This window comes from Vreelandella titanicae (genome assembly GCF_014697095.1).
Classification (GTDB): domain Bacteria; phylum Pseudomonadota; class Gammaproteobacteria; order Pseudomonadales; family Halomonadaceae; genus Vreelandella; species Vreelandella titanicae.
Map to the genome: position 1 here is coordinate 1,295,772 of NZ_CP059082.1, position 22,761 is coordinate 1,318,532.

At 56.3% G+C, this 22,761-nt stretch carries 21 protein-coding genes; 13 read left to right on the plus strand and 8 right to left on the minus strand.

Annotated elements, in window-relative coordinates:
* Positions 1–78: 78 nt before the first annotated feature.
* From djlA to HZS52_RS06125, 4 genes are read right to left on the minus strand one after another with little or no spacing between them, the layout of a single operon-like run.
* Positions 79–840: a co-chaperone DjlA gene (djlA, locus tag HZS52_RS06110; RefSeq protein ID WP_138799504.1), complete on the minus strand. Its 762-nt coding sequence runs from the start codon at positions 838–840 to the stop codon at positions 79–81.
* A 32-nt stretch (positions 841–872) separates the two neighbouring features.
* Positions 873–2,798 (minus strand): 1-deoxy-D-xylulose-5-phosphate synthase, encoded by a 1,926-nt coding sequence (gene dxs, locus HZS52_RS06115; RefSeq protein WP_190374328.1) that lies wholly within the window; start codon positions 2,796–2,798, stop codon positions 873–875.
* Positions 2,799–2,800: 2 nt separating this feature from the next.
* Positions 2,801–3,694 (minus strand): (2E,6E)-farnesyl diphosphate synthase, encoded by an 894-nt coding sequence (gene ispA / locus HZS52_RS06120; protein ID WP_009286173.1) that lies wholly within the window; start codon positions 3,692–3,694, stop codon positions 2,801–2,803.
* Positions 3,688–3,978 (minus strand): exodeoxyribonuclease VII small subunit, encoded by a 291-nt coding sequence (locus tag HZS52_RS06125; RefSeq protein WP_022521324.1) that lies wholly within the window; start codon positions 3,976–3,978, stop codon positions 3,688–3,690. The genes ispA and HZS52_RS06125 overlap by 7 nt, the downstream gene beginning before the upstream one ends.
* Positions 3,979–4,227: 249 nt before the next feature.
* Between HZS52_RS06125 and serA the strand changes: the two genes are divergently transcribed.
* Positions 4,228–5,472, plus strand: coding sequence for a phosphoglycerate dehydrogenase (gene serA, locus HZS52_RS06130; RefSeq protein WP_039857612.1), 1,245 nt, complete (start codon positions 4,228–4,230; stop codon positions 5,470–5,472).
* A gap of 85 nt (positions 5,473–5,557) precedes the next feature.
* Here serA and HZS52_RS06135 read toward each other — a convergent pair whose 3' ends face one another.
* Positions 5,558–6,247, minus strand: a complete 690-nt coding sequence (locus HZS52_RS06135) for a pirin family protein (protein WP_190374329.1) — start codon at positions 6,245–6,247, stop codon at positions 5,558–5,560.
* A gap of 210 nt (positions 6,248–6,457) precedes the next feature.
* On the opposite strand from HZS52_RS06135, the gene trhO reads away from it, so the two are divergent.
* The 5 genes from trhO (at position 6,458) to ybiO (ending at position 12,314) form a co-directional block, all read left to right on the plus strand.
* On the plus strand, positions 6,458–7,408 hold the full coding sequence (gene trhO, locus HZS52_RS06140; protein WP_041157277.1) for an oxygen-dependent tRNA uridine(34) hydroxylase TrhO: 951 nt from the start codon (positions 6,458–6,460) through the stop codon (positions 7,406–7,408).
* A gap of 98 nt (positions 7,409–7,506) precedes the next feature.
* Positions 7,507–8,313 carry an enoyl-CoA hydratase gene (locus HZS52_RS06145; protein WP_027957916.1) on the plus strand — a complete coding sequence of 269 codons (807 nt, stop codon included), beginning with the start codon at positions 7,507–7,509 and terminating at the stop codon, positions 8,311–8,313.
* Positions 8,314–8,473: 160 nt separating this feature from the next.
* The gene (locus HZS52_RS06150) at positions 8,474–9,295 is read left to right on the plus strand and encodes an IclR family transcriptional regulator (RefSeq protein ID WP_022521329.1); all 822 of its coding nucleotides are present in this window, start codon (positions 8,474–8,476) and stop codon (positions 9,293–9,295) included.
* Between the two features lie 17 nt (positions 9,296–9,312).
* Complete coding sequence (locus tag HZS52_RS06155; protein WP_022521330.1) at positions 9,313–9,744, plus strand: YqaA family protein; 432 nt, start codon at positions 9,313–9,315, stop codon at positions 9,742–9,744.
* Between the two features lie 158 nt (positions 9,745–9,902).
* Positions 9,903–12,314, plus strand: coding sequence for a mechanosensitive channel protein (gene ybiO / locus HZS52_RS06160; protein ID WP_009286170.1), 2,412 nt, complete (start codon positions 9,903–9,905; stop codon positions 12,312–12,314).
* A 90-nt stretch (positions 12,315–12,404) separates the two neighbouring features.
* Here the strand turns inward: ybiO and HZS52_RS06165 are convergent, their stop codons facing one another.
* A complete protein-coding gene (locus tag HZS52_RS06165) occupies positions 12,405–13,151 on the minus strand; it encodes an SDR family NAD(P)-dependent oxidoreductase (protein ID WP_190374330.1) in 747 nt (248 codons plus the stop codon).
* A gap of 167 nt (positions 13,152–13,318) precedes the next feature.
* On the opposite strand from HZS52_RS06165, the gene folK reads away from it, so the two are divergent.
* Together folK and HZS52_RS06175 are read left to right on the plus strand one after the other, a co-directional pair.
* Positions 13,319–13,765, plus strand: coding sequence for a 2-amino-4-hydroxy-6-hydroxymethyldihydropteridine diphosphokinase (gene folK, locus HZS52_RS06170; RefSeq protein WP_027957911.1), 447 nt, complete (start codon positions 13,319–13,321; stop codon positions 13,763–13,765).
* A gap of 73 nt (positions 13,766–13,838) precedes the next feature.
* On the plus strand, positions 13,839–14,660 hold the full coding sequence (locus tag HZS52_RS06175) for a flagellin N-terminal helical domain-containing protein (RefSeq protein WP_317890276.1): 822 nt from the start codon (positions 13,839–13,841) through the stop codon (positions 14,658–14,660).
* A gap of 24 nt (positions 14,661–14,684) precedes the next feature.
* Here HZS52_RS06175 and HZS52_RS06180 read toward each other — a convergent pair whose 3' ends face one another.
* The gene (locus HZS52_RS06180) at positions 14,685–16,238 is read right to left on the minus strand and encodes a BCCT family transporter (RefSeq protein ID WP_022521334.1); all 1,554 of its coding nucleotides are present in this window, start codon (positions 16,236–16,238) and stop codon (positions 14,685–14,687) included.
* A gap of 368 nt (positions 16,239–16,606) precedes the next feature.
* Between HZS52_RS06180 and HZS52_RS06185 the strand changes: the two genes are divergently transcribed.
* From HZS52_RS06185 to HZS52_RS06195, 3 genes are read left to right on the plus strand one after another with little or no spacing between them, the layout of a single operon-like run.
* The gene (locus HZS52_RS06185; protein WP_223828065.1) at positions 16,607–17,710 is read left to right on the plus strand and encodes an ABC transporter substrate-binding protein; all 1,104 of its coding nucleotides are present in this window, start codon (positions 16,607–16,609) and stop codon (positions 17,708–17,710) included.
* Between the two features lie 2 nt (positions 17,711–17,712).
* A complete protein-coding gene (locus tag HZS52_RS06190) occupies positions 17,713–18,495 on the plus strand; it encodes an ABC transporter ATP-binding protein (protein WP_190374331.1) in 783 nt (260 codons plus the stop codon).
* A 34-nt stretch (positions 18,496–18,529) separates the two neighbouring features.
* Entirely contained in the window at positions 18,530–19,300 is a 771-nt protein-coding gene (locus HZS52_RS06195) for an ABC transporter permease (RefSeq protein WP_085947143.1), read from the plus strand.
* Between the two features lie 14 nt (positions 19,301–19,314).
* Here the strand turns inward: HZS52_RS06195 and HZS52_RS06200 are convergent, their stop codons facing one another.
* Positions 19,315–20,085 (minus strand): DUF481 domain-containing protein, encoded by a 771-nt coding sequence (locus tag HZS52_RS06200; protein WP_009286167.1) that lies wholly within the window; start codon positions 20,083–20,085, stop codon positions 19,315–19,317.
* Between the two features lie 101 nt (positions 20,086–20,186).
* Between HZS52_RS06200 and HZS52_RS06205 the strand changes: the two genes are divergently transcribed.
* Both HZS52_RS06205 and HZS52_RS06210 read left to right on the plus strand, forming a co-directional pair.
* Positions 20,187–21,893 (plus strand): ATP-binding protein, encoded by a 1,707-nt coding sequence (locus HZS52_RS06205; protein WP_190374332.1) that lies wholly within the window; start codon positions 20,187–20,189, stop codon positions 21,891–21,893.
* A gap of 24 nt (positions 21,894–21,917) precedes the next feature.
* Positions 21,918–22,649 carry a response regulator gene (locus tag HZS52_RS06210; RefSeq protein ID WP_022521340.1) on the plus strand — a complete coding sequence of 244 codons (732 nt, stop codon included), beginning with the start codon at positions 21,918–21,920 and terminating at the stop codon, positions 22,647–22,649.
* The last annotated feature ends 112 nt before the right edge of the window (positions 22,650–22,761 follow it).

The window sequence follows — 22,761 nt, forward strand, 5'->3', positions numbered from 1 at the left end:
AACGCTATAGAAGTATGCATCATTTTGATGATGGCTTTCCATCAAAATGTTTTCAGCGCTTCTGAGTATCCTTTCTCTTTATCCCTCCCTCGCCTCGCGGATCCGCTCGTAGGCATTGCCGATTTCGCTGGTGCGCGCCTGTGCGATATCACGCATGCTCTCGGGCAGGCCTTTGCCGGCCAGTTTGTCCGGGTGGTTTTGGCTCATCAGACGGCGGTAGGCTTTTTTGATTTCAGCATCGCTGGCGTCATCAGAAACCCCCAATACGCGGTAAGCGTCCTTGAGAGCCTCTTCGCTGGCGCCTTGAGAGTTTGCGGCCGCGCCGTGCAACATCGCTTCGATCTGCTGAACTTCGGCGTCGCTGCAGCCTACTCCCCGGGCGACACGTAGAATCATCTCGTGCTCGGCGGGGTGAAGCACGCCATCTGCGGCGATAGCAGAAAGCTGAACCTGGATAAATACCTGGCGCAGTACCGGCTGGCGTTGGGTTAAGCGGTTAACGGTGGCCAGCTCGGCGTCTAGATCGAAGTCATCGGCGCGACCACGCTCAAAGGCGGCTCGGGCCTTGGCGCGCTGTTCGCCCTGGAGGTGCATCTGGTCAAACAATTTCTCGGCAACGTCCAGCTCGCCTTCGGTCACTTTACCGTCGGCTTGGCATAGGCAGCCCATCACCGAGAAGATCGACTCCAAAAAGCCTTCCTGGATGCGCATCCGGGCGATATTCAGGCGACGGCTAAGGCGCTTGCCTAGCCACCAGCCCAGGCCACCGCCAATCAGCAGCCCTACCGGGCCTCCAAACGCAAGGCCAATCAAGGCGAAAATAATAATTAGAAATAGCATATTAGTCTCAAAGTAATTTAAAAAATAATGGCTTATGGCAGTCGAGCGCGAATAGCCTGCTCAATGCCTTCGATATCCAGTTGACAGTCGGCAAGCAGCTGCGCGGGAGTGCCGTGCTCTACAAAGGCGTCCGGCAGGCCGAGATTGAGCACTTCCACCTGAACGCCTTCGGCGTGGAGCAGCTCATTCACGGCGCTACCTGCGCCACCGGCAACCACATTTTCTTCCAGTGTCACCAATAGTTCGTGCTCGTCGGCTGCGTGCAGCACCGCATCGCGATCCAGCGGTTTGATGGAGCGCATATTGATATGGGCTGCGTTGAGTCGTTCGGCGACTTCCGCTGCGGCGCTGTTGAGGCTGCCAAAGGCGAGCAGCGCAATACGCACACCATCGTTGTCGGCATGGCGGCGCACTTCCGCTTTGCCAATGGCGAGTGGCTCAAGATGCGCGGGAATTTCCGCACCTGGGCCGGTGCCACGGGGGTAGCGCACAGCAGCAGGACCAGGGTGGTGATAGGCGGCACTGAGCATGGCGCGGCACTCGGCTTCATCCGCCGGGGCCAGAACCACCATGCCGGGCACACAGCGCAGAAAGGAGAGATCCATGCTGCCGTGGTGCGTGGGGCCGTCTTCGCCCACCAGGCCCGCGCGATCAATGGCGAAAGTGACGTCCAGGTTCTGCACGGCAACGTCATGAATCAACTGGTCGTAACCGCGCTGCAGAAAGGTGGAGTAAATCGCCACCACGGGTTTCATGCCTTCGCAGGCCATACCCGCCGCGAGCGTTACCGCATGCTGCTCAGCAATCGCCACATCGAAATAGCGCTGAGGGTACTCTTTGGAGAAGCGAATCAGGTCGGAGCCTTCGCGCATGGCGGGGGTAATGCCCATCAGGCGCTTGTCGCTTGCCGCCATATCGCACAGCCAGTCGCCGAACACATTGCAGTATTTTTTCTTAGCGGGTGGCGGGGTAACCACCGGTTTCTTGACTGTCGTCGCGTTGGCTAACGTTTCGGGCTTTTCCAGCTTAGTAATAGCGTGGTAGCCAATCTGATCCGCTTCGGCGGGCAGAAAGCCTTTGCCTTTCACCGTTTTGATATGCAGAAACTGCGGGCCGTCGAGGTCGCGCAGGTTTTCGATCGTATGGGTTAACGCGTCTAGGTCATGGCCATCAATGGGGCCTACGTAGTTAAAACCCATCTCTTCAAACAGCGTGGCGGGGCTGACCATGCCTTTCATATGCCCTTCAGTGCGCCGGGCAAGTTCCAGGGCGCCGGGCAGGTGCGAAAGCACTTTTTTACTCTCTTCGCGTATTTTCAGGTAGGGCTTGCTGGAGAGCACCCGGGCTAGGTAGGTCGCCATGCCGCCGACGTTCTCGGAAATCGACATCTCGTTGTCGTTGAGCACTACCAATAGATTGGCATTCACGTGGCCAGCGTGGGCGAGGGCTTCAAAGGCCATGCCGGCGGTCAATGCGCCGTCGCCAATAATCGCGCACACGTGACGCTTATCGCCCTGTGCCTTCGCTGCCAGTGCCATACCCAATGCCGCCGAAATCGACGTGCTGGAGTGGCCGACGCCAAAGGTGTCGTACTCGGACTCGGCGCGGCGTGGAAATGCTGCCAGACCGCCGTGCTGGCGAATACTTAGCATGGCCTCGCGGCGGCCGGTGAGAATCTTGTGCGGGTAGGCCTGATGGCCCACGTCCCACACTAGTCGGTCGTGGGGCGTTTGGTAGACATGGTGCAGGGCAACGCTCAGCTCGACCACGCCGAGCCCAGCGCCAAAGTGACCGCCGGAAACACCCACGCTATAGAGCAGGTAGGCGCGTAGCTCGTCGGCCAGTTGGGCGAGCTGGGAGGCATTCATGGCCCGCAGCGCGGCGGGGTGGTCAAAGGAGTCGAGCAGCGGCGTCGTTGGGCGCTCGCGGGGGATTTCGTCGAACAGCTTCATGGGCATCTTTAGTGGTCGCGCTCGATCATGTAGTGGGCTAAGTCGGCCAGCGGTGCAGCACGCTCGCCTAATGGGGCGAGTGCGGCAATGGCCTCGTCAATCAGGCTGTGCGCTTTGCGTTGAGCACCCGCTAACCCCAGCAGGCTGGGGTAGGTGGGCTTGGCGCGTGCGGCATCGGCGCCTGACGTTTTGCCTAGGGTAACGGTATCGCCGGTCACATCTAGGATGTCGTCGTGAATCTGAAAGGCTAGACCAATGGCGCGGGCGTAGCGAGTAAGCGCGTCTAAGCGCGGGTCATCGTCGTCGACGGCTACCAGGCCGCCCAAACGCACTGCAGCGACGATCAGTGCGCCGGTTTTATGGGCGTGCATATGGGCCAGGGCATCGACATCTGGGTGATCGCCGACGGCGTCTAAATCCAGCGCCTGCCCCGCCACCATGCCATCACGGCCAGAGGCGGAGGCCAGGGTGTGCACCAAATGGCTCAGCCGGGGGTGCGCATTGCTGGCCAACACTTCGAAGGCCAGCGCCTGCAGGGCGTCTCCGGCCAGAATCGCACTCGCTTCATCAAAGGCTTTATGCACAGTGGGCTGACCACGACGCAGGTCGTCGTCATCCATGGCTGGAAGATCATCATGGATCAACGAGTAAGCGTGGATTAGCTCAATGGCCGCGGCGGGGGCATCCAGAGCATCGTCTTTAGCACCGAGTGCCTGACCAGCCATATACACCAGTAGCGGTCGCAGGCGTTTGCCGCCGGCCAGCAGGCCATGGCGCATTGCCGCCTCGAGGCGTGGCGCTACCGCTGGGCGGTTATCAAACAGCGCCGCTAGGGTGGCATCTACGCGGGCATTGCTGGTCTGACGCAGGGTGGCAAGCTGGCTAGGCTGCATGGCTACCATGGGGGCGTCTCCTTGCTCTCATCCTCGGCCGCATCCTTAGGGTCGTCGGGGCCAGTAAAGGGCGTTACGTTTAAACGTCCTTCGCTATCTTCACTCAGCGCCCGCACCTTGAGTTCGGCGCTATCCAGGCGCTGCTGGGCATCGCGGGTCAGCCGCACGCCCTGTTCAAACGCGGTCAGTGCATCTTCCAATGAGAGCTCGCCTGACTCGAGACGTTCAACGATGGTTTCGAGTTGCTCAACCGTCGCGGCAAAGTCCTGTGGGGGTGATGTCGTGTCACTCATTGGGGGTGCCTGTAAACCGGTATGTTTTTTTAAATAAGCTTAAATAAGCCCACAGTATACACCGAGGCTGGGGGGCGGCGTCTGCCCTCTTCAATACAGCTTGTTGCGCGACTTGCGATCCATTCATTGTCACCGCGCAGACTTTTCATCATTCACACCCGGCCTGAACGATGCGGGTTGTGCTACGATATGCGCCTCCCGTGAACCGATACACGGCGCATGCCGCCGACCATAGAGGTTGATTCAGCCATGGCCAAAACGTCCCTGGACAAGAGCAAGATCAAGATCCTGCTACTCGAGGGCGTCCACCAAAGTGCGGTGGACAATTTTCACACGTCAGGGTACGCCAATATTGAGCACCTGCCGACGTCCCTTGATGAGGATGCGCTGATCGAAAAGATCCGCGATGTTCACTTCATTGGTATTCGTTCCCGCACCCAGTTAACGGAGCGCGTGTTCGAGGCGGCAGAGAAGCTAGTCGGCGTTGGCTGTTTCTGTATCGGCACCAATCAGGTCGATTTAACCGCTGCCCTCACCCGCGGTATCGCGGTATTTAACGCGCCGTACTCCAATACCCGTTCGGTGGCCGAGCTGGTGCTGGCAGAAGCGATTATGCTACTGCGCGGTATCCCAGAGAAAAATGCCCGCGCTCACCAGGGTGGCTGGCTGAAGTCAGCGAAGAACTCCCACGAAGCGCGCGGTAAAACGCTGGGTATCGTTGGCTACGGCAGCATCGGTGCGCAACTTTCGGTGCTGGCCGAATCGCTGGGCTTTAACGTCATTTACTATGATGTCATCGCCAAGCTGGGTATGGGTAATGCAAACCAGGTAGCAAGCCTTGAAGAGCTGCTGGGTCGTTCCGATGTCATTAGCCTGCACGTGCCTGACCTTGCCTCTACCCGCTGGATGATCGGCGCAAAAGAGATCGCTGCCATGAAGCCCGGTGCGATCTTTATTAATGCCTCCCGCGGTAGCGTCGTTGAAATCGAACCGCTTGCCGAAGCGCTTAAAGCAGGCAATCTCAACGGCGCGGCGATTGACGTCTTCCCGGTAGAGCCGAAAGGCAACGAAGAAGAGTTTGAGAGTCCGCTGCGTGGCTTGGAGAATGTGATTCTGACCCCGCATATCGGTGGCTCTACCCTGGAAGCTCAGGAGAATATCGGTATTGAAGTGTCAGAAAAGCTGATTACTTACTCTGATAACGGCACCACCGTGACCTCGGTCAACTTCCCCGAGGTGGCGCTGCCCGCTCACCCGGACAAGCACCGTTTGCTGCATATTCACGATAACGTACCGGGCGTGCTGTCGCAGATTAACCGCGTGCTGTCTGAAAATGACATCAACATCTCCGGTCAATACCTGCAGACCAATGAAAAAGTCGGTTATGTGGTCATTGATGTAGATAAAGCCTACGGCCCCCAGGCGCTGGAAGCATTGAAGCAAGTGGATCACACGCTGAAAATTCGTGCGCTCTACTCGGCGCAAAATAGCTAACGCAATTGGTTAAATAAGTTGGCTGTAAAAACGGCGCCTCTTGCGAGGCGCCGTTTCGGTTTAGGCAGTTTAGTAGGTTCGGTCTTTAAGCAAGATCAAACAGCAGCACTTCGCCTGCTTCCTTGCCGGTAAGGTTAATCGCCTCATCCGGTTGGAACGCCGCGGCGTCGCCTGCGCTCAGCGTCTCACCGTTAACCTCCATTTCGCCGTTCACTACATGCAGCCAAGCGTAGCGCGAAGGCGGCGCTGTTGCCTGTTCGCCAGCGTTAAACAAGCCTGCGTAAAGGTTCACATCCTGGTTGATGCTCACAGACCCGTCGCGGCCTTCTTCAGAAGCCACTAAACGCCATTGCCCTTGACGCTCAGCGACAGGGAAAGCCTTCTGCTCGTAGCTAGGCTTGATACCGAGCTGCTTGGGTTCAATCCAGATCTGCAGGAAGTGCAGCCCGTTCTCCTTGGAGTGATTGAACTCGCTGTGCAGTACCCCGGTGCCCGCCGACATGCGCTGCACATCGCCTGGGCGCATCACCTCGCCATTGCCCATGTTGTCTTTGTGCTCCATTTCACCTTCAAGCACATAGGAGATAATCTCCATATCCCGGTGAGGGTGGGCGCCAAAACCATGGCCGCCCGCTACGCGGTCTTCATTGATCACGCGCAGAGCGCGGAACCCCATATGGGTGCGGTCAACGTAGTTGGCAAAGGAAAAGGTATGGAAAGAACGCAGCCAGCCGTGGTCGGCGTAGCCCCGCTCGTTTGAACGATGAATAATCATGGTGTGCTCCGCAGGTTGCGTGAGATTGAATAATGACAATATACGCCTTACTGACGCCCCGTGGGGTGAAGCTTTCTGCACGTTCCTGTCGAATAAATCGATGTATTAAATGTGATTGCCAGCGCTAAACTTTTGGTTAGCTTTCGAGTAAAATCCTGGCCTCTTCTAACCCGGTCCGCCCTTTGCGAGGGTGACTACCAGGAGTTTTGCATGTCAGTAACTGTTCAAACGCCGCCCATTGTGGTCGCTGCGCTGTACAAATTTGTCACCCTCAATGACTTTGAAGCGCTGCGCGAACCGCTGCGCCAAACCATGCTCGATAACGATGTAAAGGGCACGCTGCTGCTCGCCAAAGAGGGCATTAACGGCACGGTGGCGGGTAGCCGCGAAGGTATCGACGCACTGTTGACTTGGCTGACTGCTGACCCACGCTTGGCTGATATTGATCACAAAGAGTCTTTTTGTGACGAAACGCCGTTCTACCGCACCAAGGTCAAACTCAAAAAAGAAATCGTCACCCTCGGCGTGCCGGATATCGACCCTAACGATACCGTGGGCACTTACGTCGAGCCGGAAAACTGGAACGACATCATTGCCGATCCGGAAGTACTGGTGATCGATACCCGCAATGATTACGAAGTGGCGATTGGCAGCTTCGAGCGGGCGATCGATCCTAAAACCACCACTTTCCGAGAGTTTCCTGAGTACGTGCGCGAGCACTACGACCCGGAAAAACATAAGAAAGTAGCGATGTTCTGCACCGGCGGCATCCGCTGTGAAAAAGCCTCCAGCTTTATGCTTAAAGAAGGCTTTGAAGAGGTCTACCACTTAAAAGGCGGCGTGCTGAACTACCTGGAAAAAGTCCCGGAAGAGCAGTCGCTGTGGCGCGGTGAGTGCTTTGTGTTCGATAACCGGGTCACGGTGCGCCACGACTTAAGCAAAGGCGAGTTCGAGCAGTGCCACGCTTGCCGCATGCCGATCTCCGCCGAGGATATGCAGTCTTCTGCTTACGAGCCAGGGATTAGCTGCCCCCACTGCATCGACTCGTTGCCGGAGAAGACCCGCGCGGCGGCCCGTGAGCGCCAACGCCAAATCGATTTAGCCAAACAGCGCGGCGAGCCGCACCCCTTAGGCCGCGACACCCGCCTAATGAAAAAATGAAGTAGCGCACTTGTAGGTAAGATTTTTAAACAAAAACGTACGTAAAGCTTGTGCGCTAGACTGATGGGCAAAGTGTTACTCAACCTCAGGAGTTCACCATGCCCATCACCACTGATGACCTTTCCACAACGGCCTCCCTCCTACAACGTTTTGACCAGCAAGGCCTCACAACGCTGACGATGAGCGCGCCAGAGCGCTTTAACGCGCTCTCGGAAGCCATGTTGCAAGCGCTTCACGACGCGTTAGCCGAAATTGCCGACGATAGCAGCGTGCGCTGTGTGGTACTTGCCGCCGAAGGCAAAGCCTTCTGCGCCGGGCATGATCTGAAGCAGATGCGTGCCAACCCCGATAAAGCCTACTATCAAGCGCTGTTTGCCCGCTGTAGCGAAGTGATGCAGGCCATTGTGCACTTGCCTGTGCCGGTCATCGCCAAAGTGCAGGGCATAGCCACCGCTGCGGGCTGCCAACTGGTGGCGAGCTGTGATCTGGCTGTGGCGGCGCGCAGCGCACGCTTTGCTGTTTCCGGTATCAATGTTGGCCTGTTTTGTTCTACTCCAGCGGTAGCGCTTTCCCGCAACGTTGCGCGTAAACACGCCATGGAGATGCTGCTTACCGGGGAGTTTATAAGCGCGGATCAAGCCGCTGAGTGGGGGTTGATTAACCGCGTGGCAGATGATGACGCGCTGGACGAAGCAACTGAAGCCCTGACCACCAGTATCTGCGCGAAAAGTGCTGTTGCAGTGCGCACCGGAAAAGCCATGTTTGCCCGTCAGTTGAGCATGCCGCTCGACGAAGCCTACGCCTTTGCCGGGGAAACCATGGCCTGCAATATGTTGGCCGAAGATGTGGGGGAGGGGATCGATGCGTTTATAGCCAAGCGGCTACCGCGCTGGAACCATCGCTGAATGGAATTCGTTTCCGTAAACGCGACAATTGCCATGTTGTCACGTTATCCTGACACCCTTTGTATTTTCAGGGAAGCCGTCGTCAGCAAGGGCGCTTTTAGTAAGTAGTAGGAGCGCTTTTGGGAGCGTCTTTTAGTAGTGCCTATTTGGAGAAAGCCAAGTGAGTGAAGCCAAACGCAGGACGGTCGGTCGTCCGGCGAGTACCGCCAAAGCTAGCGGAGGCCATAGCCAGTCGTTGGTGCGTGGCTTAACGCTGTTGGAGTACCTTGCGGCCAGCCCGCTTGGGTTGGCCCTTTCCGATGTGGCGGAAATGGCCGAGTTGGCGCCCTCTACCACCCACCGCTTGCTGCAAGCCTTGCAGAGTCAGGGGTTTGTGACCCAGGAGAACGAGCAAGGCCTATGGCGCATCGATGTCAAAACCTTCCGTATCGGCAATAGCTTTCTTGAAGCCCGCGACGTGGTGGCCACAAGTCGCCCTTTTCTACGCCGTTTAACCGCTGAGACCGGCGAGACCGCTAATTTGGGCATTCGCGATGGGGTCACGGCGGTATTTTTAGCGCAGCATGAATCACCGCAAATGATGCGCATGATCACCCGCCTAGGTTCCCGCGCGCCGCTGCATGCCTCCGGCGTAGGTAAAGCGCTGCTAGCGTGGATGCCCGATGATGAGCGCGCCAAGCTGCTGGATGGCAGCGAATTAGCAAGAGTGACCGCCAATACGCTCTATCAATCCGACACACTTCAAATGGAAACAGAGCAGATTCGCGCCCAAGGCTTTGCCTGTGACCGTGAAGAGCATGCCATTGGCCTGCACTGCGTGGCCGCCTGTGTGTTTGATGAGCATGGCACGCCGTTGGCGGCGATTTCGGTTTCTGGCCCGGTGGCGCGCATCCCGGAAGCTCGCTTACTCACCCTGGGAGCGCTGGTTCGCCAAACGGCCGATGAGATAACCCAACAGTTGGGTGGGCAGGTGCCACGTTAACGTGGCTCACTGAGTCTATGCTAAGTCTGTTTTTTGTCGCCCTGGTCAGCGCCACGCTGCTTCCCGGTGGGTCGGAAGTGTGGCTAGCGCGGCTGTGGTGTCTCGGCGAACCGCCTCTGGGGCTGTGGGCGGTGGCCACGGCGGGCAACACTCTCGGCAGCATGATCAACGTGGCGATGGGCCGCTATGCGCGTCAGTTTCAAGATCGCCGCTGGTTTCCGGCCTCGCCACGCAGCTTAGCCCGAGCGGAGCGCTGGTATCATCGCTTTGGCGAGCTAAGCCTGCTGGTTTCCTGGGCACCGATTATTGGTGACCCTCTCACTGTACTGGCCGGCGTTTTCCGGCTGCCCTGGTGGCGGGCGCTAGCGTGGATTGTGGTCGCTAAAGGTACGCGTTACGCGGTGGTGTTACTGCTGGCACAGCAGTGGCTATTACCGCTTTGCCAGTGAAACGCCTTATTAATCAAGTCATGTTAACCTGTACAACTTTTTCACAAGCGGCGCTGGCAGTGTAGAGTGTAAGCAACTTGGGCTGCCTATTATTGGCTTGCGTAAAACTAAGCAGCCGTTAGATTGAACAGAACACTCACCCAAAAGGAGGTTTAGGTGTGAAGCCACTTCGTTTATTACCCTGGCTAGGTGTCTGGCTATTGGCAATGATTGCCTTAATAGCCACGCCAGCAATGGCGCAGAGCGCGCCAAGTGAGTCGACCAGCGCCGATGGTGCTGCATCCTCTGAAGAAGCAGCGCCTACGTCCTATGAGGCGCTGGCGAACCTGCTAGAGGATGAGCAGTCGCGGCAAGAGCTGATTGAGATGTTGCGCAATCAAGCCTCAGTGCTGCCCAATGGCGTTGCTACCGAACTCTCCCCGGAAGCGGCCGCTCAAGGCAGTGAGATAGCGCCGGAGGATGTCTCGCTGCCACGCCAACTCGCTGAGCTCACCAGTCGTGTGGTAAGCGATGTGGGTGGTCAATTCGAGCAAGTGGTAGGCATTGTCGGCGGTCTGTTTTCTGGCCAAGAGGCCGACAGTGTCTTTGATATGGCCGCCTTCACCAGTGCGGCGATTAATCTGGGTATGGTGATTGTCGCCACCTTTGCACTGTTTATGATTGTTCGGCGGTTGGCTAAGCCGCTGTTTACCAAAATCAGCGGCTGGTCGCTGAATGGTAAAAATTTAACCCCCGTTTTACGTTTGGTTTTCTGCGTGGCGATTGCGGCAGTCATCGATGTGCTGCTTGTCGGCTTGGCCTATGTGGGTGGTAATCTGCTGGCCACCTTTGCGATTGGTGAAGCAGGGGAGCTCTCGACCCGTGCCTCGCTGTTTTTAAATGCGTTCTTGATTATTGAACTGCTCAAAGCCGGTGTGCGAATGCTGTTCTCTTCGCGCTACGAAGGGCTGCGGCTACTGCCTATCTCTGCCCAGGAAGCCTCCTACTGGAACCGCTGGTTAGCGCGGTTGATCGGCATGGTCGGTTACGGCCTGATGGTGGTAGTCCCGCTGGTTAACTTCTATGTAGCGGCCTCGCTGGGTCAAGCGGTCGGTACGCTGATTATGCTGTTGGCGTTTATCTATGCGGTGGTTGTGGTGCTAAGAAACCGCGCCCGTCTGCGCGGTAATCTGAACGAGATGGCGGCAAAATCAACGCTGACTGCCAGCCGCGTCTCGCTGCAGCTATTTGCCCGTACTTGGCACCTGTTCGCGCTGCTCTATTTCTTGATCGTATTTGTGCTGACGTTAACGCGCCCCGGCGATGCGCTGCCGTTTGTGATGTTTGCCACCTTGAAGTCATTGGCCGCGATTGTCGTTGGGTTGTTGGTGTCGTCTTTTCTTACCCAGACCATTGGCCGTCGGATTACCCTGTCGGACGATCTGCGGCGCAAATTACCGCTGCTTGAAAAGCGCTTAAACAGCTACGTGCCCAATGCGCTTCGCGTGCTGCGTACGATCATTCTGATTGTGGTCATCATGATGGTGCTGAACGCTTGGGGCGCCTTTGACCTAGCTGCCTGGTATGCCTCTGAAGGTGGCGCCGTGCTGGTTGGCAACCTGACCAGTGTTGCGGTGATTTTGATTGTGGCGCTCGCCGTGTGGCTGGGCCTGGCAAGCCTGATCGAGCATAAGCTCAATCCGGAAACCGGCTACGGTGAACCCTCTGCGCGGGCAAAAACCCTGCTCAGCCTGTTTCGTAATGCCCTGGCAATCGCTATGGTCACGATTACCGGCATGATCGTACTGTCGGAAATTGGCATCAATATCGGCCCATTGATTGCCGGTGCCGGTGTACTTGGTTTGGCGATTGGTTTTGGTGCTCAGAAGCTGGTGCAGGACGTTATCACCGGGGTATTTATCCAGGTCGAGAACGCTATGAATACCGGCGATGTGGTCACGGTGGGTGGCGTGACAGGCACCGCCGAACGGCTCAGTATCCGCTCTGTCGGTATTCGTGATTTGTCCGGTACTTATCACATCGTACCGTTCTCCAGCGTGGATACCGTGTCTAACTATATGCGCGAGTTTGGTAACCATGTGGGTGAGTACGGTATTGCCTATCGTGAGAGTATTGATGATGCCATTGCACAGCTTCAATTGGCTTTTGAAGACCTGAAAGCCAGCGAAGAGCATAGCCATAAATTGTTGGCGGATCTGACCGTGGCAGGTGTCATTGCGCTGGCAGACAGCTCCGTGAACATCCGTGTGGTGATCAAGACTACGCCGGGCGACCAGTGGGCCGTGGGCCGCGCCTACAATCGCCTCGTCAAGCTACGCTTCGATGAAGCGGGTATCGAGATACCTTTCCCGCATACCACGCTCTACTTCGGGCAAGATAAAACTGGTTCTGCGCCTCCCGCAAACCTGCGTGTTATGCAGCAAGCCTTTACGATCGATGGTAGCCCGGCTGGGCAGCCTAAGTCGGGTGATATTACATCGGATGACAGGTTTGATCCACGCGGTAGTAAAACTAGCTCTGATACTTTTGAACACGAAAAGCCTGACCATGACGACGTCGATGAAACTTAAACTGTTGTTATCGTGAAGCGATTGTTATCAATCGCTGCAACGAGGCCGCCTTCAGGCGGCCTCGTTGCGTTTTAAGGGCTGAATTTTTATTTAATTGGCATAGTTTTCTGAGTGCCGACCCTCCAGATTGATTGACTCCCCGCCATCGACAAACAGAATCTGCCCCGCTACAAAGGGGTTGTCCAACAAGTAGTGCAGAGCTTGTACAAGGTGGTCGGGGTGCCCCTGGCGCTTGAGCGGAATGCCTTCAATACGCCACTCAATATAGGCGCTAGTGCGCTGGGAAGCGGGCAGTACCACGCCAGGGGCGATGCCGTTAATGCGAATGCGCGGTGCGAACTCCAGTGCCGCCATACGAGTCATCTCCGCTAGGCTCTTTTTCGATAGCAAATAGGCTGCATAGGGATACTGGTGATAGGCCACCTTATTATCGATGATATTGATCACCTGGCCCTCTTGAACGGTTTCGGCAAAGTAACGGGTGAGCAGTAGCGGGGTAAACATATTGACCCTGAACTGTGTCTCCAGCATCGCCAGCTCGGTCGCCGAGATCGGCGCGGGTTCATAGGCAGAGGCGCTGTTCAGCAGCAAATTAAGCCCTGGGAAGCGCTGCTTGGCCGACTGGAGTAAGTCGTTTAAGTCTTCGTTTAAAAAATCGCAGGAAAATATTTCGCACTCCCGCCCTTTAGCGCGGATACCGCTGGCGACCTCTTCGGCCTCTTTGCGGGAGCGATTAACGTGTAGAGCAATATCAAAACCGGCATCAGCCAACGCTTCGGAGAAGAATCGGCCCAAGCGGGTAGCACCGCCGGTTACCAGAGCAGCCTGATGATGCATAAAGCGTTCCCTACTGTTTTATTGGTATAGGAAGACTTTCTGCGTGAGTGTAGCGTTTGTCAATAACTTATACACAGCTTGCACGTGGCACGTGCTTAGAGGTATTGATAGATGAGTCCTGCTTACAGGGCCATTCAAGAAGACGTCACTTTTAACAGGATGTCGCTATGCCACCAACGACGTTGTTTACCAAACAATCTGAAGCGCTCCATGAGTGCTTGATCTCTTTAGGTTCTAACATCGACCCAGACCACTATGTGGCTCAGGCGGTCGATATCATTAACCGTGAGTGCAATCTGTTGGCTCGTTCCAAAACGATTCGCACCCAGCCGGTGGGGTACCAGCAGCAACCCGATTTCCTAAACGCCGCGCTGTTGGTGAGCACACCGCTTGAGCGTGAAGCGTTTCGTGCTTACCTCAAAGGGGTGGAAGATCGTCTGGGCCGTGTTCGGGGAGCGATTAAATCGGGGCCACGTACTATGGATCTAGACATTGTGGCTTGGGATGGAGAGGTGGTCGATGACGGTTACTACCTGCACGACTATGTAAAAAAACCTGTTGATGAAGTGCTGGCGAGTAGTGGTCGCAGCCTTGAGCCTCAAAAGTGTTCATGATTTTTGCGTTTAGGCCGATAGTAACGTTGTAGCCGCCATCAATCGGGCGCGCTAACTTCCCTGGAGGCGTGCGTTGCTCAGCCTAAATACCAATGTGATGTCGCTAACCGTGCAGAACAATCTGCGCGGCAGTCAGCAGGCCATGCAGACCGCCATGCAGCGCCTCTCTTCTGGGCTGCGCATCAATAGTGCCAAGGATGACCCTGCCGGCCAGGCGATTGCCAATCGTATGACGGCGCAAATCAAAGGCATGACCCAGGCTATCCGCAACACCAATGATGGCATATCAATGGTGCAGACGGCGGAAGGCTCGCTTAATCAGATTAACGACAACCTGCAGCGCATCCGTGAGCTGAGTGTACAAGCAGCTAACGGCACCAACTCTTCCGACGACCTGGATTCTATCCAAGACGAAATTGATCAACGTTTAGAAGAGATTGAGCGCATCGCCGGGAAAAGTAACTTCAATGGCATTGGGCTGTTGAACGACACTAAATCACTGAACATTCAAGTGGGTGCTAACGTTGGCGATACCATTGCCGTTCGTTTTGAAGCCATGAATTTACAGGGGTTGGGTCTTGATGGTTTGGACGTGACTGAGGATTTCAGTGGGACGGATAAACCGATAGATAGAGTGGATGAGGCGATCAAGCGGTTAGATCGCCAACGTAGCTATTTGGGGGCGGTGCAAAACCGTTTTGAAAGCGTAATTGATGGCCTCAATAACAGTATTGTTAACACCTCCGCTGCCCAGTCGCGTATTCAGGATGCCGATTATGCTAAGGAAGCCTCCAACCTTGTGCGCGCCCAGATCCTGCAGCAGGCAGGCATTGCTATGTTGGTTCAGGCCAACCAGCAGCCGCAGATGATTCTGCGCCTGCTGGAAGGGCTATAAGGTAAGCACTGTAGCGCAGCTCTCTTAATCAATAATGCCCTGTTCACGGGCCATGGCGTAGGCTGCCTGTGGGCCATTCCAGAGTGACGGCAGCAGTATCAACGAGACCGGAATCGCGGTGATAACAATGAACTGCTGCAGCGCGCCAATCTGGCCTGCGCCCATATACAGCAGTACCGCTGCCATCAACGCCATGGCGATCCCCCAAAACGCCCGCATGACCGGGCTGGGGTTATCGTGCCCCGCCCCCACTACCGCAATGGCGTAGCTCATTGAGTCGCCGGTGGTCGCAACGAAAATGGTGGTCAGAAGCAGGATCGCTAGTGCCATCCAGGTACCGCCGGGCAGTGCTTGGGCAATGGTTAAGGTGGCTACATCAAACTGGAAGTTGTTCAGCGCCTCGGTTAAATCAATCACCCCGGTGAGTTGATAATAAATGCCTGAGCCGCCCAGCAGGGTAAACCACACGGTGGTGGCAATCGGTGCCAGGATTGCTACCGCGATGATCATTTCGCGGATGCTGCGACCGCGGGAAATACGCGCCACAAAAATCGCCATCAGCGGCGCATAGCCAATAAACCAGGCAAAGAAGAATACTGTCCACCACTGCATCCACCACGCCGGAGCGGTCTCTGCGGTCATGGTCGCCATGGTAAAGAATTCGCTGACATACGCGCCCATGCCTGAAACGTAGCTATTGACCAAAAACAGTGTGGGGCCAAAAACAATAATGACCGCGCCAATGGCTAGCGCCAGTAGCACGTTAAAGCGGCTAAGTAGTTGAATGCCTTTGTGTACGCCGCTCATGGAAGAGAGCACGTAGATGCTGCCGAGTACGGCTAGAATGATCAACTGGCCGGGATAACCTTCCGGTAAGCCAAACAGCTCGTGCAGGCCGAAGCTGACCTGGGTGGCCAAAAAACCAATTGGACCCACAGTGCCCGCAACCAAAGCAATTACGCAGCAGGCATCGACGATGCTGCCCAGCGGGCCGCGCATTAGTCGCTCACCCAGTACGGGGTAGAGCAGGGTGCGGGGCTGAAGCGGCTGGCCTTTCACGTAGTGCGCATGGGCAAGCACCACGGCGGTTAGCGACCCCAGTACCGCCCAAGCCATAAAGCCCCAGTGCATGAAGGACTGCCCCAAGGCGCCGGAAACGGCGTCAGCGGTGCCTGCTTCGCTATCAAACGCGGGAGGCGTTACCACAAAGTGGTATACCGGCTCACCGGCGGCAAAGAATACGCCACCGCCTGCCAGCAGCGTACACAGAATGATCGAGAGCCACTTAAACGTGCTCATTTCTGGTGCATCTAAATTGCCGATTTTAGCTTTAGAGGCTGGGGTTATGGCCAAACCGATGGCGATAAAGAACGTCAGCAGGAGCAGCAGTTGAAAGTAACTGCCCAGCACTAGCGCGGTCCAGGCGAAGCCAGCGCTGATGCTGTCAGCTACCAGAGTTACGTCGTAAAGCGACAGTGCGAGAAAGGCAACGATAAAGCCGATACTTAATATCAATACAATAGGGTCGCCGAGCGAAAACCGCTGAGAGCTCTCAGAATTGGGGCTGGGGTGGGTCATGTTAAATACCTTATGGGGAGCGAGAAACTGAAATAGCAGCCTATTAAAGCGTGCCGTTAAGCGGTGTAACGCCACATGAGCGTTCAGAAGTTGGTGATTGAAGCAGGCGAAATTACAGGTAAAAAAAAGCGCCATTCAAGGAATGGCGCAAGACAGGAAACTGAGCTTAGTATATCGCCAATTTAGACCAACGTCTAATATGTTTTAACTTGGTGCGTTGCTCAGGGGCAAATGCACCGTTTTGGCCATATGGCGGAGGGCGGCGGCACTTAACTGTCTACCTAATAGCATGAAAATTAAATAAAAAATCAATAATGGCAGTATTGCTGCAATGCTAAAGCATATTTTGTATACAAGGTATGCTCACGATGATGACCTCCACTTCTAAACGCCGTTTTTCTACTTCAACACTAGGCTTTCCCACTGCAACACCAGGTTTTTCTACGGCGCGCCTGCTCACCGGCTGCGCGGCAGCGCTGATGTTAATACCGGCTATCAGTTACGCCGACGATACCCAAATACGTTTTCAGCTGGATTGGCGCTTTGAAGGCCCCTCCGCGCCGTTTTTGATGGCTGAAGAGAAAGGCTACTTCGCCGACGAAGGGTTGGACGTTCAGATTGATTCCGGCAGCGGCTCGGCGGGTGCGATTAATCGCGTGGCGTCCGGGGCCTATGAAATGGGCTTTGGCGATCTTAATGCGCTGGTCGAGTTTCTCGCCGAAAACCCCGATGGCCCCGGTATCCAAGGCGTCTATATCGTCTACGACGGCACCCCCGCGGCGGTGTTTGCCCGCAAAGACCGCGGCATCGAGAGCCCGGCTGATTTAGCCGGTAAAACCATCGCCGCCCCCACCTTCGATACCGGCTACCGCGCCTGGGGCGTGTTTGCCGCGGCTAATAATCTGGACGCCGACGCGGTGGAGTGGCAAAACGTCGACCCTACGCTGCGCGAAACGCTGCTAACCCGGGGCGATGTGGATGCAATCACTGGCTTCTACTTCACCAGCCTGCTCAATCTTGAAGAGCGGGGAATGAGCGAAGACGAGCTGACTATTATGCCGTTCCCAGACTACGGCGTGCCCCTGTACGGCAACGCCATTATCGCTAGTGAATCCTTCGCCGAAGAAAATCCGGAAGCCGTGCAGGGCTTTCTGCGCGCCTTCAACCGCGCCCTGGGCGACACTATTGCTGATCCCGAGGCTGCCATTGAGTATGTTAAAAACCGCGATGGCCTGATCGATGTGGAAATGGAGACTAGGCGCTTAAAACTCGCTCTGGATGGCGTCGTCGACACTCCTGAAGTGCGCGAAAATGGCGTGGGCGGAGTGGATGACGAGCGCCTGGCTCAGGCGATTCAACTGGTTGCCGATGCTTACGACCTCACGTCAATTCCTTCGCCCGATCAGGTGTTTAGTTCAAACTACTTACCTGCCCAGGAAGAACGCATGCTGTTTCCGGCCGAGGGCGAATAAGCATGTCGGCAGCGTTCGTCACCTTTGATGATGTTAGCCTGGCCTACGATGCGTCGGGTAATGCCATTGAGGATATCAACCTGAGTATCCACGAAGGCGAGTTCGTCGCTTTCGTGGGCCCCTCCGGCTGCGGTAAATCGACCTTTATGAAGCTCTGCACCGGTCTGCATGCGCCTACCACCGGTGCCGTACGAGTGGATGGAGAACCGGTCACCGGGCCGCTGAAGATCTCCGGCATGGCATTTCAGAACGCCAACCTGCTGCCCTGGCGCACCACACTGGATAACGTCCTACTGCCGTTGGAGATCGTTAAACCCTACCGCCATCAGTTTCGTAAACGGCGCGAAGAGTTTGTCGGCTGGGCTCGCAAGCTGCTCAAGACCGTTGGGCTTGAAGGCTACGAAGAGCAGTATCCGTGGCAGCTTTCCGGTGGTATGCAGCAGCGGGCATCGATCTGCCGGGCGTTGATTCACCAGCCGCGCCTGCTAATGCTGGATGAACCCTTCGGTGCACTGGATGCGTTTACCCGCGAGGAGCTGTGGTGCGTGCTGCGCGACCTGTGGGAAGCGCAGCGCTTTACGGTAGTGCTGGTGACCCACGATCTGCGCGAGGCGGCGTTTCTGGCCGATACCGTCTACATCATGAGCCGCCGCCCCGGACGGGTGATTGAGCGCCGTGAAATAGAGTTGCCGCGACCCCGTGCACTGGAAACCACTTACCAAAAACCCTTTATTGATCTGGTTCAGGAGCTGCGTGCTCAAATTGGCGAAGTGCGCAGCACTTAATAAAAGCCCCCAGCACCTGATGAAAGGCGCACTTATGACGAAAAATAATCAGTTAATTGAACGACTGGCGCCGTGGATAGCGGTGGTCGCGTTGGTTGTTATCTGGGAAGTAACGGTGCGGGTGTTTGATGTGCCCAGCTTTATCTTCCCCAGTGCCTTGGAGACGGCCCAGGCGCTGGTAACTTATTCCGGGCCTATCGCCATGCACTCCTGGCAAACCTTCTGGACAACGCTGATTGGCTTTGGATTGGGTGTGGCCGTGGGGCTGGTGTTGGGCTTTATTATCGGCTCGTCACGCTTTCTATATAACGCTTGCTACCCACTGTTAGTCGGCTTTAATGCCATTCCCAAAGTGGCTTTCGTGCCCATCCTGGTTGTCTGGTTTGGGATTGGCTCGGTGCCGGCGATACTCACCGCCTTTTTAATCTGCTTCTTCCCTATTGTGGTGAACGTAGCTACCGGTTTAGCCACGCTGGAGCCTGAGATGGAAGACGTACTGCGAGTGCTGGGCGCGCGGCGTATTGATGTGTTGCTGAAAGTGGGCCTGCCACGCTCGCTGCCGTATTTCTTTGCCTCGCTAAAAGTCGCTATTACTCTGGCGTTTGTAGGCACAGTAGTGTCAGAAACGGTCGCCTCCAATCAGGGCATTGGCTATCTGATGATGAGCGCCGGTTCGCAAATGCGCATGGGGCTGGTCTTTGCCGGGCTGCTGGTGATCAGCGCCATGGCCATGGTGATGTACGAGCTATTTGCCCAACTGGAAAAACGCATGACCGGCTGGGCGCACCGTGGTCAGAATCGCTAGGGCCAGTGCGCAACTCACCAGCGGTAAAGCAGTGAAGCGCTGGTGGTGTTGTCGGTGCGCTCGCTGGTGTCGTCAGGCGGTTGGGAGTTGTGCTTGATTTCATGAGATAAGCGCAGCGACAGCTTTGAATTGAGCCTTGCCGTGAGCGCTGTAAGCGACCGCGACGTGGTATTTTGGTCGGTGTACTCAAACGACATTTCCTGCTGAATATCGGCGTAGTCAGAAAAAAACCATTGATAATCCAACGCTGTATAAGCCACTGCTAACCGATAATCGCCATGTTCGCGTAGTCGGTCATGACGATAGCCTGGCCCTGCCTCCAGCGAAAAAACATGGGTATCGTTCTCTAAAATCTGACGCCCATAGCCACCGATGGCAGAAAGCTGCTGGTCGTAACCGGCAAAGCGATCCTTCTCCCAGCGGGCAAACCCAAACAGATAGTGGGGGCCATCCAGTTCATAGCGTTCGCGTCCTGCGACTAAGTACTGCTCGGCGCTGGTTTTGTCATCCTTGGTGACGTTACGCACTTCACCACGCAGCGAGTAGGTGAAGTTACCGGTAAGCCACGTCAGCAGCGTTTTACCGATCAGCGTCTGGCTATCGGTATTGCCCGAGAGGCGGGTAAAGCCCAGTTCAGCATCGCCACTGAACACGGGCGCATCTTCCTGGGGAGGCGGTGGAGCGTAGAACGGGTTGGCATATGCCACGGTTAGCCATAGCGGCCAGCAGGCCAGCAAGAGTATCCATCTAACGATCGCCACTACATCCCTCCTTGATTTCGGCATTGGGCCATTATATCAGCGAACGATGACTCTGGGGTGACGGCGATTAACGCCGTTGGCTGGCGCGTGCCATAATGGCGCGGTCACGCATTTCGAGTCTACCTATGAGCGCTTCCCGCCCCCGAACGTTAGCCGACCTGCAGCGCTGGCGCCGCACTCGCGCAAGGCGCAGCTGGTATAAACGCAGTTTTCGCCTTCAGGTAATGCTGTTAGTCGGACTACTGTTGGCAGGCATGCTACTGGCGCAGGGCACCTACCTCAATCACCGCAAGGCAGAAATTATTAGCCAGCAGATGGGCGAGCGAGCGCTGGCGGTGGCCAAAACGGTGGCGTCGATGCCGCAAATTATCAACGCCTTTTCAATTCCCGACCCCTCTTTCATTATTCAGCCCCTCGCAGAGCGCGTTCGCCATGAAACGGGCGCGCGCTATGTCGTTGTAGGCAACGCCCAAAGTATTCGCTATTCCCACCCCGTGCCGGAGCGGATTGGGAAGCCAATGGTGGGGGGCGATAATGACCAGGCGCTGATTCATGGCCAATACTATGTATCCGAGGCAACCGGGTCATTGGGCACTGCCATTCGTGGCAAAGCGCCCATTTGGGATGAAGAGGGCAATATCATTGGCCTGGTGTCCGTCGGCTTTATGATGGATCGCGTGGCCATGGACGTAGCCCGCTACAACAGCTTTGGCTGGGCGCTGGTGGCGCTGATGATTTGTCTCGGCTTTGCCGGTGCTTACTGGCTATCGCAGCATCTTAAAAAGGTCATTTTAGGCCTGGAACCCTACGAGATTGCCCGCTTGGCTATGGAGAAAGAGGCCATTTTGCAGTCGATCCATGAGGGCATTCTGGCGGTTAATCGTGAAGGTCATATTACCTTGGTCAACCAGCAGGCGCGGCGCTTTCTCAACCTGGACGATGAGCATGTGCTGCTGGGGCAGCCCATCCGCGAGGTCGTGCCCAATTCGCGGCTATTGGAGGTGCTCCGACGCGGAGAGCAGGAGTTCGACCAGGAGATGTGGCTGGGCGATCACCCGGTAGTGGTCAACCGCGTGCCGATTCTGCACGAAGGCGAGATTGAGGGGGCGGTGGCCACTTTCCGCAGCCGTCGCGAAATTGTCGATCTTTCCCATGCGCTTACCCAAGCCAGCCGTGATGTGGATATGCTGCGTGCCCAGGCCCACGAGTTTTCCAATAAGCTCTATACCATCTCAGGATTACTGCAGTTAGAACGCATCGAGGAAGCCCTCGCGCTGATCCATCAAGAAACCGAACGCGCCCAGGCGCAGATGAGCTTTTTAATGCGCAACGTGGCCGACGCCGTGCTTAGCGGTACGCTACTGGGTAAACTTACCCGGGCGCGGGAGCTGGGCGTAGCGTTGGAAGTCGATGAGCAAAGCTCGCTCTCCTGCCCGCTAACGCCCACCGGCCAAGAAGTGATGATGAGCGTGGTGGGTAACTTGCTGGACAACGCCTGCCATGCAGCGCTGAATGGGCCGAGTAAAGCGCCCAAAGTACGCCTGTTTTTCACCGATTTGGGGGAGCAGCTGTTGATCGAAGTGGAGGACAACGGGCCCGGAGTACCTGCCCAGCTCGCCGAATCGATTTTCCAGGAAGGCTTTTCGACCAAAACGGGCAAACACCAGGGCATTGGCCTGGCGCTGGTAGCCAGGCTCTGCCGCCAGCACGGCGGCGCCGTGACCCTGGAGGAGAGCGAGCTGGGGGGCGCATGCTTTATCGCGGTGCTCGACCGCTCGCTGTGTGCGCAGCAAGACCAACAGCAGTCTCAACAACAATTTCAAAAACAGTGACCACGACGGCTAGGGGGGAACGCAATGTCTGATGGGCAGTACGGCATTTTGGTCATTGAAGACGATTTTCGCATTGCCGATATCCACCGGGCCTTTATTGAACAGAGCGACGGCTTTTATGTGGTGGGCATGGCGCGCAACGGTAGCGAAGCCAAGGCGATCATGGCGGAACAGGCCACCAACATCCAGTTGATCTTGCTCGACGCCTACCTACCCGATGTTGAAGGCCTGGAGCTGCTATGGGCGATTCGCCGCGACTACGTGCATGTGGATATCGTCATGGTTACCGCTGCCCGGGAAGTAGAAACCATCAGCGAGGCGCTGCGTGGTGGGGTATTCGACTACCTGATCAAGCCCATTGAAGCCGCGCGAATGACGCAAATGCTGACTCGCTTCCGTCGCGAGCGTGAAGCCTTGGCCAACCGTGCCGAGATGAATCAGGATGAACTGGACTCCGTGCTGGCGCGCCTGAAGCCCGGCGAGCCGTTGCGTGCTAAAAGCCAAGCCCTGCCTAAAGGTATTGATCGGCTGACGCTGCGCCGGGTGATTGATGCCCTGGCCGACGCACCCGACTCGCTCACCGCCATGCAGATGGCGCGCATCATGGGTGCCAGCCGCTCAACCGCCCGCCGTTATTTAGAGTTTTTAGTTGCTGAACAGGCGGTGAGTGCGGAGCTGGGCTATGGTGATGTAGGGCGGCCTGAGCGCCGCTATCGGCTGTTGGAGGCAGCACACGAGTGGCTCAACACTCTATAAAGGAATGTGGCAATTAGGCGCGCGTGAACAAAATGAACAAAATAGCCATAAAGAACTTTTTGTCTTTTATGCGCACAAGCTTGTCGGTCAGGGTAGTGGTCTTCTAACGTTC